This window comes from Rothia sp. HMSC065B04, assembly GCF_001812285.1.
In the GTDB taxonomy this organism is placed as follows: Bacteria; Actinomycetota; Actinomycetes; order Actinomycetales; family Micrococcaceae; genus Rothia; species Rothia mucilaginosa.
Genome location: NZ_KV808410.1, coordinates 58,608 through 68,828, shown reverse-complemented (window position 1 = coordinate 68,828; position 10,221 = coordinate 58,608). Strand labels below are relative to the sequence as shown.

Sequence of the window (10,221 nt, the reverse complement as noted above, 5' to 3'; positions counted from 1 at the left end):
GCTCCGGCGCCAAACCCACAATCGGGGTGATGAGGGGCCTGTCCTTCTTGGTGAGGTCGTAGTCGTAGTCGCTCCACGCCTCAATGACGTACTGCTTAGACGGATCCAGGGTGTTTGCGGGGATCTTGATGGTGCGGTAAAGAGTGCCTCCCTCCAGGCGGGTTACGCCATCGGGGCCTTCATAGTAGGACTTCATATCGCTCATCGCCAGGACGGGGGTGCCGGTGCCCTTCTCACGAATCACGTACATGGCACCCTCACGACCGGGCAGCTCCTCACCAACGAAACCCTCACCCTTGACCAGCAACTCCTGATCCTTCGTGGTGTCCTTCAGAGCATCGTACTTCCACTTAGGTGCCAGGACCTGCGGATGGTAAGCGCGAGTGTACATCGGGTGGTGGGCGATAACGTTCTTGCGAGCCCAAATATCCTCAATGCTCGACTGGGGCTGGCCCTTAGCCTCGGTCAAAATACCCGTCTCGTAACGCACCTCGTCCAGGGTGATACCCGGGAAATAATCGATGGGAGTGTAGAAACTCTCCAGAGCCTTAGCCTTGATGGTCAGCTTTGCCTCAAAAGTGCCGTCATCGGCAATGGTGAAGTCCTTGCCCTCTTCAAAGCGAAGCATCGAGGTGGAAGGCTCAGCATTACCGGGGCGATCCTTCGTAGCAGCAATGTAGAAGACAACGGTGCCGTGCTGCTCACGCCATTCCTTGGTGAAACCGGTACCCTTCAGGGTCACGGTGCCGCCCTCACCGGTGTAAAAAATGGTGTCATAGTCGGTGGAGTACGTCGGCTGTGCCGCCGCGTCCTGAGCAGCCGGCTTGGGGGTCACAGCATTTGCCGCCGGTGCATTAGCGGCAGGCGCCGCATCCTGGGCGAGCGCCGGAGTCATCGGCAGAACCATCGCGCCAGCCAGCACCAGTGCGCCGCAACCCTGCGCCGCACGGAGGAACGAAGACTTAGAGTTCGGAAGCGAGGACATACATCATCCTTACGGGTCGTACCCACCGGGATGATGCAGTTTCATAGGGTTTCGGGGTGAGAAATCTCCGTCGAATCTGCGCCAACCCAATGAGAAAAGTGGTCGAATATCCCCGTCGGTTTCGGGGACATTTTCACCCTATCAAAGGGTTGGACAGATGTCAGGAAACGCTCAAGAAAAACTTGAAGGTTCTGAGGGTTCTCACAGGTTGACCAGCCACTAAGAACTGAGAACCCAGCACGCTAAACTCAGCACGCTAAACCCCAAAAACAGAGCCCCGCGCTCCTGGGCAGAAAACCTGCTCGGGAACACGGGGGTGTTCAGCTGGCTATGTTTAGCGAGACTGGAAAGCAGCCAGGACAGTCTCCAGATGACCGCGAGTCAGCAGCTGCTGAGGAATGAAATACTGACCACCGTACACCGTAGTCAAATTCTGGCTAGCCCACAGAATCTCACGGTAGAACGCAGAACCAGGCTTAACATCCACGTAGGGGGAATTACCCGTCACCGCAGGAGAACCAGCCGCGCGGTAAGTGAACGCTGCAACGGTAGCGTTCGAGATGCCAGCGTCCGCGTGGAACTTGCCGTCCGACCAGCCGTAGCTGATACCCTTCTCACGAACCCAAATGTACGCAGCGTAGTTCGGGTCGTCAGTCTTCACATCCGGCCAGGGGGAGGTCTCGGGCAGCTTCACCTCGGGAGCTCCAGCCTGAAGGTACAGAGCCACCGCCAGCTCACCGCGGGTAGCGCGCTCCTTACGCTGCTCATCGGTCAAGCTAGGCTTCTTATCCTCAACAGCGTCAGAGCCCTTGAACTTCAGGTCCTGAGAAGCCAGCAGAGTACCGCGGCCCTCGGGTGCCTTACCCACAACGGGGGCGACGAACTCGCCGTTCTCGTAACCGTTGTTACCCCAAACCTCTACGACATACTTCTTAGCGGGATCCAGAGTGTTCGCCGGAACCTTTACGCTACCGGACAGCTCACCGTTCACGAATTCAGAGGAGCGGTCGTGATGGTTGTACTCAATGAGGTCGCTCGTCGCCAGAACCGGGGTGTTCGAACCCTTCTCGCGGATTACATACTGAACACCCTTGGGGGAAGCAATCTCACCGTAGAAGCCGGTACCCGAGAAGTAAATATCCTGATCTGCTGCGGTGTCGCTCAGAGCCTTGTACTTCACCTCGGGGGCAAACGGGCTGGGACGGAACGCCTGAGTATGCACCGCAATACGGCACACCACGTTCTTGCCAGCCCACAGATCTTCAACGGTCAGCGGGGGCTGACCCTGCTTCTCAGCAACCAGGTCAACCTCGTAACGCACCTCGTAACGCGGGATACCGGGGAAGTAGTTGCGAGGCTCGTAGTAGCGCTGAAGCACGTCCGGCTTGACCGTCAGCTGAGCATCCAGGGTGCCATCCTCGGCAATGGTGAAGTCCTTACCCTCCTCAAAACGGAGCGGCGTATCATCAGCGGGCAGAAGGTCACCATCGGGAACACCCTGAGAAGCGGCCAGGTAAACCGCCACATTGCCGTGCTTCTCACGCCACTCCTTGGTGAAACCCGAACCCTTCACGTGGACGGTGCCGCCCTCAAAGGTGTACAGTAGCGGATTCTTGCCGTCGTACAGAACGTCGAATGTCGGAGCGTCCTCCTGGACAACCTTAGCGCCCGGAACATCCGCGGCCTGCGAACCATCGGAACCGTTAAAGTTCAGCGTCTGAGAAGCGAGCAGGGTGCCACGACCCTCGGGTGCCTTACCCACGACGGGGGTAATGAACTCGTCGCCCTCGTAGCCGTTGTTGCCCCACACCTCGACAACGTACTGCTTTGCCTTATTCAGGGTGTTCGCCGGAATATTGACGGTACCGGTCACATAGCCGCCCTGGTAAGCAAAAGCCAGTTCCTCGTGGTTATATTCGATGATGTCGCTAACCGCCAGAACCCGCGCCCTCAGGGTCTTCTCACGCACAACAATCTGAACGCCCTTTGGGGAGTTAATATCGCCATTGAAACCCCAACCTGAGAAGTTCAGAACCTGATCGTTACCGGTATCCTTCAGAGTGTTGTAGCGCCAGTGCGGGGCGAAAGCGTCAGCCTTCTGGGCGACAGCGGCCTTCGGCGCAGGGTCAGCCGGCAGAGAACCAGCCGCCGCAGTTGCAGGGGCATCTGCGGCAACATTCTGGGCAAGCGCCGGAGCCATCGGCAAAACCATCGCGCCAGCCAATGCCAATGCACCGCAACCCCGTGCTGCACGGAAGAAGGACGAAGCCTTGAAATTCGGAAGAGCGGACATAATCATTCCTTATCGGTCGGACCCATCGCGCCAATGCAGTTTCTAAAAGGGAGTGAGAAATCTTCGTCGAATCTGCGCCAACCCAATGAGAAGTGGTCGAATATCCCCGCCAATTTCGGGGACATTTTCACCCTATCAAAGGGGTGAATAGAAGTCAGGAAACACTCAAGAGAGACTTGAAGGTTCTGAGGGTTTTCCCAGGTTGACCAACCGCTAAGAACTGAACCCAGGATGCTGAACCCCGCGCACAGTCCTCAAAATACAAGAGGCCCCGCACTTCAAACAGGAAGTACGGGGCCGCTCGATACGCTGAACAAAGCGCAAAAAACTAGGCAGTGTAAAAACTACGAAGTGCGGAAGTACAGGTACATCATCATCGCAACACGACCGCGAGACGTCTGAGCCGTCGGCTCAAAAGCATTACCCTCAGACACCGTCGACACGCCACGGCGCGACGCCCACACAATCTGACGGTAGAACGGAGTCGCAGACGAAACATCGCTAAACGGCGAAGAACCCGACATCTGAATCTTCTGCGCACCATCAGCACGGTACAGAAGTGCCGCAGCAGAAGCATTCGACAGGCGCGCCTCCGCATGGAACTTACCATCAACCCAACCGGAGGTAATACGCTCCTGACGCGCCCACAGGTACGCATCATAATTCGGGTCAGACTCATCAACATCCGCATACGGCGAATGCTCCGGACGAGTCACCGACGGCGAACCCGCCAGCTTATAGAACATGCTAATCAGCTCGCCACGAGTCACCGGATCCTCAGCACCAAAATGGTCCTCAGAAAGCGGCTCCATCGTCTGAGTACGAACAGCCCAACGGATACCCGCATAGTACGCAGAATCCTCGGGCGCATCAGCAAAAATAGTGTTCGCATCCGGTGCGGTCACGGACGGACGCAGAATCTTCGGGCCCTGAGTCGAAGAACTCGACGCCAGAGGAGAAGAAGTGGAAGGCGCCGAAGCAGCTACCGGCGCAGCAGTATCCGCCGAAGAAAGACGCGCCTCCGACGAATCATAGAACGAGAAAAGAGGTGAGAACGGCAGGTACAAAACACCCGCCAGCGCCACAGCGCCAACAGCCAGCTCAATGCGGCGGCGCTTACGCTTCTTAGCGGCATCCTGAGAAGAAGTATCGTGGGTGCCCTCCGGTGCCAGCAGAGGCGCAGAAGAATTATGGGCAGTATCAGTCGACTGCTTAGAATCCTGGGACATAAATCCTCAATGTGGTTGATGTTTCGGTGTGTGATGAGCTCCCTCGCACAACAAACGCCCAACCGGAAACGGGCGCGCACCAAGGGGGCGCAACAGTCCTAAGCATAAACCACAGCTTGAAAAATATTAATTTACACTCCACGGAACAATTGTGAAAAAGGGGAGTGGAACACCCCAAAAATCCCCCCAATAGCGGGTACCGCATGAGGCGCGCCCCACATGCGGTACAGCCCACATTAGCGTGTTAACCGGCAAAAATACCCCGAAAAACCGCGGAACAACAGCCAAGTAACTGCCCTGCTCACACCCCTGAAAGAGCCTAATAACCACCATGCAGAGGGCGCAGAAAAGCCGGGCCAGCGGGACGAAACCAATGTTTCATCACCGCCAGCCCGGCTCAATCGTTGCGGGTTAGACGCTAATCCCAACGAACTAACAGGACCCTAGCGAACCTTGTAGTTCATCAAGAAACCAGCCAGCTCACCACGGCTCACCAGCGCAGACGGGTGGTACTCAGAACCCGGGAAAACCTGCAGCTTCTGCTGCTTAGCCCAGGTAATCTCGCGGTAGAACGCAGAACCGACCTTCACGTCGGTGTACGGTGCCTCAGTCACAGCAACCGGCTTCTTGCCATCAAAACGGTACAGGAACGCTGCAACGGTAGCGTTAGACACGGACGCATTCGCGTGGAACTTACCATCGGACCAGCCGAACGTAATGCCCTTCTGACGAGCCCAAATGTAGGCGACGTAGTTCGGGTCATCAGCCTTCACATCCGCGTACGGGCTAGTAGCCGGCAGATCAACCTTCGGGGAACCAGCCAGGCGGTACAGCGCAACGGTCAGGTCGCCGCGGGTCGCGTCATCATTAACGCCAAACCAATCCTTCTCGCGAGAATCGATCAGCTTCTGATCAGCAGCCCACAGAACAGCCTTGTGGTTCGCGTGAGCAGTCGGAACGTCAGCGAAACGCTCACGGACCTTCTTGTTCGCAGACTCACCAGTCAGAGTCAGGTAATCAGCAGCGATGCGCTCGCGCTGACCATCCGCATAGTTAATGGTTACGAAAATAGCGTAGCGGCTATCCTCATCCAGCTTGGTGCCGTCAACATTAACGGTGGTCTCAAATGCGCCAGTTGCCACACGGTCAGCGTTCAGAGTGATGCTATCCAGAGCCTCACCGGTCGGGTTGCCGTCAGCCTCAGCCTCAGAGAACAGAACGTTCACGGTAGCGCCAGCCGGAACCTTGAAATCCTTACCCTTCACACGGATAGTGGTCGAAGAGCTCAGATCAACCTTGTCAGTGCTCAGGGACACCGAAGGCGAAGCAGTCTTAACGTTCTCGCCGTTCACCGGAACAAACGCCTGAGTGCTCAGCGCCTGGTTGTTCGCCTCATCGTTATCTTCCGGGACGTTGAACTCGAAAGTCTGCACAACGTAGGAGCTGCCGGACTTCAGGGTGCCTGCCGGGATGTCCAGAACGGTCGAGAAACGGCCGTTGGTGTAGCCCATGTACTGGCCGAAGAAAGCAGAGTAAGAGGTGAACTTAGCCTCCGACTGAGCCAGCGCGGGGCCGGTTGCCTTACCGGTCGCCGGATCAACCGCACGAACCGCCACAATTAGCGACTCGCTACCGTTGTACGAAATGTTCTGGAAACCGGCACCGTTCACGGTGACCTTAGTGTTCTCAGAAGCATTCACCGACGAAGCGTCGTACGACAGGGTCGGGGAATCAACGGTGGGAACATCCGCAACCTTCAGTTCAGTACGAACCTCATCCGCGGGAATCCAGCCGTCTTCAGCGTCATCGCGGTAACCGAGCACAACATCGAAGGACGAGCCATTGGCCTCCAGATAGTTAGCGTCGATCGAAGCGGTCAGGTTCACGGTGCCGTCAGCCGCAAAGGCGGAGGCGGGAACATCCTGAACGTAGAAGGGGTAATCACGCGGGTGGTGCGGCGGGAAAGCAACACTTTCACCCTTCGGAACAACGTACAGGCGGAACGACTTGCCCTTGACGAAGTCCTTAGAGAAACCGGAGCCGCTAACCGTCACGTTGCCGCCCTTGAGAATATCAAAAGTGCCGGAGGTAACCTGCAGACGCTGAGCACCCTGAACCTCGCCCTGCGCAACAGCCTGAGCCGCTACCGGAGCAGCAGGCGCCGCAAACGCGGGGGAGAGGGGCAAGAGCATGGCGCCAGCCAGGGTGATGGCGCAGCCGCTCTTGGCCATGTTTTTGGGTAGCGCAAAGCGCATGTGGTTGGGAAGTGAGGACATTGTAATCCAATCAGTTTTTATCGGTGTCACGCATCGAGTGTGGTGCGCATAAACACCGTAGCAAATAGTTAAGACGTGCTGGAACCTGAAAGGTCATCAGCGCGAAAAATGTCTGTGTGTTTTATCGCATGTCTTAAGATGAAGTATAGCTTTAAAAAGTATGTGCATGACGTGGAAAATATGCCTAAATATTGTGCTGATAAGCACAAACACTGGTCACTGTACAAAAAAGAAAGCACAAAAAACCCACCGCATTCGAAAAATTCGCACCTATGCAACCTCTGCAGGTTGAGAATATTCACAATGCGGTGGGCAAGGCAACATAAAAGTCACCCACAATAAAAGTGGCACATAAACAGAGCCATAAAGTCGCCTATTTGACGAAAGCTACCCAAAATAGCTAACACCACGGCGAGACACTATGTGAGACGGCTGCCGCCGTGCTCCATGCGGTACAGCATCGTAGCGAGTTCCGTGTGCCCAATAAACGACGGCACATACGCCTCATAGGTAGACTGTTCGCTGATATAACCCCAAATGCGCTGATCAATCGCCCACTGGGACTCCTTACGGAACGAGTAATGCCAGCCAAGAACAGTATTCCACCCGCCTTCAGAAAAACCACCCGGCAGACTACTCTTCTTTGACGCCGAAGAAACAGGACGAGGCTTTGCCGCAGGAACCTTACCCTGCGCCCTCTGATACCTATACAGGAACGCCACCGCCGAAGAATTGTAAACCTTCGCATCCGGGTGGAAACTACCATCAATCCAACCGGACGTAATGCTCTGCTGACGAGCCCACACAATCGCGGCATAGTCCGGGTCGCTAGGCTGAACATCCGAATACGGACTGGTCGCCGGAAGCTCAACCTTTGGGGAACCCGCCAACCTATAGAGAGCCACCGTCAGATCACGGCGCGTCAAATTCTCAGAAAAATAGGACTCTGACTTAGGAAGCTGCTGAGCCTTGTACCACCTCTTCGCAGCCTCACGCTCCTCAAACGCGTTCACCACCAAACCAAGGTCAGTAGAAACAACCTGCTGCACAGAATCCGCGGCACCACCCCGACCGGGAAGAACCTTCTCCACCACCAGCTTGTAACCGCCCTGATAATTCAGCGCCTCACCGGGAATAGTGAGGGTTGCCTCCGTGTAACCGCTCTGGATGCGGTCAGCCGCAATATCCTGCTTCAGCGCCTTCTGACCGGTCAGATTACCAGAAGCATCCGTAGCCTGCAGCGAAAAACGGTAATGACCCTCAGCAAGCTTCGGCAGATTCACGGCACGCACCTGCAACGTGTTCTTCTCCCAATAGGGGCTCACTTGCGGTGAATCAGAACGATATTGGCTCATCTGCTGCGGCTCAACACGCAGAACCGGGGCAGCATCCTTCACCTCGGCGTTCGAGTTGGGCGAGCGCACCGGAATAAACGGGGCAACATCCGTCAAAAGGCTACCGGGTACCTTCTCCTCATCCGGATCCGGGAAGAGGCCGCTGTAGACACCAATCATGTACGCCTTACCCGGTCGCAGAGTACCCGCAGGAATTGTCACATCCGCAGAGAAATAGTTGTTCAGAAAACTCCAACAATAGTATTCACCGCAATCCGTATAACGAACTGCATGAGTGAAAACAGGCTTGCCCACCATCTTTCCCGTGGCAGGGTCAACCTCATACAGCATCAGATATGCCGGGGCACTCCCCGGCTCAACAAGCTGCTTAGAGAGAATATGGTAGCCCTCAATCGTCAGCTGCGTATCAACCCAGGGGTTATCAATCGCCGGCATGCTGTACACGTAAGTAGTACGATCCGGCTCAGGGTCCTGCGTCAGGCTGAGAGGAGTGCGGGCAGTAAGGCGGAGGTCCTCATACTCCTCGGCGTTCGGCTCGCGCTCGCCCGCCGGATAGTAGGTCAGCACCACGTCAAGGGCAGGCGAAGGGGTAGCCCGGATGGTCTGCTTCTTGACCTCAAAGGTGAAGGTGAGGCTCCCGTCCGGGTTGTCGCGGACAATACCGTCATCTCGAAGATGATCAACCTTGCCGCGGTGCAGCGGATATTGGGTTGCCTCGCCGGTACGGGACCACTCGTAACCGGTACCACGGTTCACGAGGCCGAACTGGAAGAGCTTGTACTTCTTACGGAACTCGGGGCTCAACGGGGAAGTCGTCACGGACACCGTGCCGCCCTGAGAAATATTGAGAGTGCCGGTGGTGACCTTCAAATCAATCTTGTCAGCATCGCTCACGCCAGCGGCTACGGCATCGGTATCTGAGGCACCGGGGGTGGCAGCTACGGGGGTTGCCTGCAACGATGCGGCAGGGGAGGCAGAGCTCACCGCATCCGCTTGAGCAGGCTCCACCTGTGCAGGCTGGTTCGGCGCCGCATCAGCATGTACAGCAGGGGTGACCGCCAGCGCTGGGGTCATGCCCAGCAACAGGGAGAGGCTGATTGCCTTTTTACTCTGGGCATTTTGAATGCGGATTTTCTGGGCAGGCGTCTTAGCGCCCTGAACTGTGGTTGGTCGGAAGAAAGAAGACACGGTTATCCCATCTAATGTTCTGCACTGTGCTTTCTATACCGCGGCTTTACACGGTGGTTTTTGCAGGGTGGTTTTCTGCACAGTGGCATTCTGTACGGTGATTGAAGTGAGCGAGGGAAAACGTTGAGTGGAAGGAGAGAAAAGAACGGTGAAAATGAACGAAAAGTTGAGTAAAAAAGGGATGCACCAGGGGCCTCAGCGAAAGTGCTGGCGGGCTGAAAAGCCGGGCACTCAGCCCGAAATTTTCAGCCCGCCATTACCGATTGTAAAGCAACACAACAACATGCCGTGTGGCCGCAGGGGACGACTCTCAAATAGCTACTTCAGGAATAACTATTTCAGGGCAACTACTTGAGGCGGCTGCCGCCGTGCTCCATACGGTAGAGCATCAGTGAGAACTGCCAAGAGGAAACAGTATCCGAGCTGAAATTCTCACCGTGGCCTCGATAATATTCTGCGTATCCCCAGATAATCTGCTGGGTAGCCCACAGCGATTCCCTCCAGAACGCAGTATCCATACGCTCATACTCGGGCCAGTGCACCCGCGAACGTGAATCCCGTGTGGGAGAGTCCTCCGGTACATTACTGCTATCTGACGTATCGCTCTTCGGTACAGGCGAAGACGGCAAACTGCTCGACTCCGGCGAAGACGCAGGGGTTAGCGCTCGTTGGTACCTGTACAGGAACGCCACCGTCGAGGCAATCGAAAGGTTCGCCTCCGGGTGGAACTTACCATCGACCCAACCGAACGTAATACCCTTCTGACGAGCCCAAATGTACGCGGCGTAGTCCGGATCGTCCGGGGTTACATCCGCGTAAGGACTGGTTGCAGGCAGCTCAACATGAGGTGCGCCCGCAAGACGGTACAGCGCCACCGTGACATCGCGGCGACTCA

5 protein-coding genes and 1 pseudogene are annotated in these 10,221 nt (G+C 56.2%); all 6 read right to left on the bottom strand.

Translation table 11 applies throughout. The annotated features are described in order from the left end of the window. A pseudogene (locus tag HMPREF2845_RS07670) lies at positions 1-985 on the bottom strand (peptidase); the annotation flags it as partial. A gap of 334 nt (positions 986-1,319) precedes the next feature. Continuing rightward, positions 1,320-3,278, bottom strand: a complete 1,959-nt coding sequence (locus HMPREF2845_RS07665) for a gluconolactonase (protein WP_070634378.1) — start codon at positions 3,276-3,278, stop codon at positions 1,320-1,322. Between the two features lie 344 nt (positions 3,279-3,622). After that, positions 3,623-4,507: an S-layer homology domain-containing protein gene (locus HMPREF2845_RS07660; RefSeq protein WP_070634377.1), complete on the bottom strand. Its 885-nt coding sequence runs from the start codon at positions 4,505-4,507 to the stop codon at positions 3,623-3,625. A 443-nt stretch (positions 4,508-4,950) separates the two neighbouring features. Beyond that, positions 4,951-6,783: an S-layer homology domain-containing protein gene (locus HMPREF2845_RS07655; protein WP_070634376.1), complete on the bottom strand. Its 1,833-nt coding sequence runs from the start codon at positions 6,781-6,783 to the stop codon at positions 4,951-4,953. A 419-nt stretch (positions 6,784-7,202) separates the two neighbouring features. After that, the gene (locus HMPREF2845_RS07650; protein ID WP_070634375.1) at positions 7,203-9,326 is read right to left on the bottom strand and encodes an S-layer homology domain-containing protein; all 2,124 of its coding nucleotides are present in this window, start codon (positions 9,324-9,326) and stop codon (positions 7,203-7,205) included. Between the two features lie 347 nt (positions 9,327-9,673). Further along, positions 9,674-10,221: S-layer homology domain-containing protein (locus HMPREF2845_RS07645; protein WP_210394532.1), on the bottom strand; the 548-nt coding region annotated here is incomplete at its 5' end.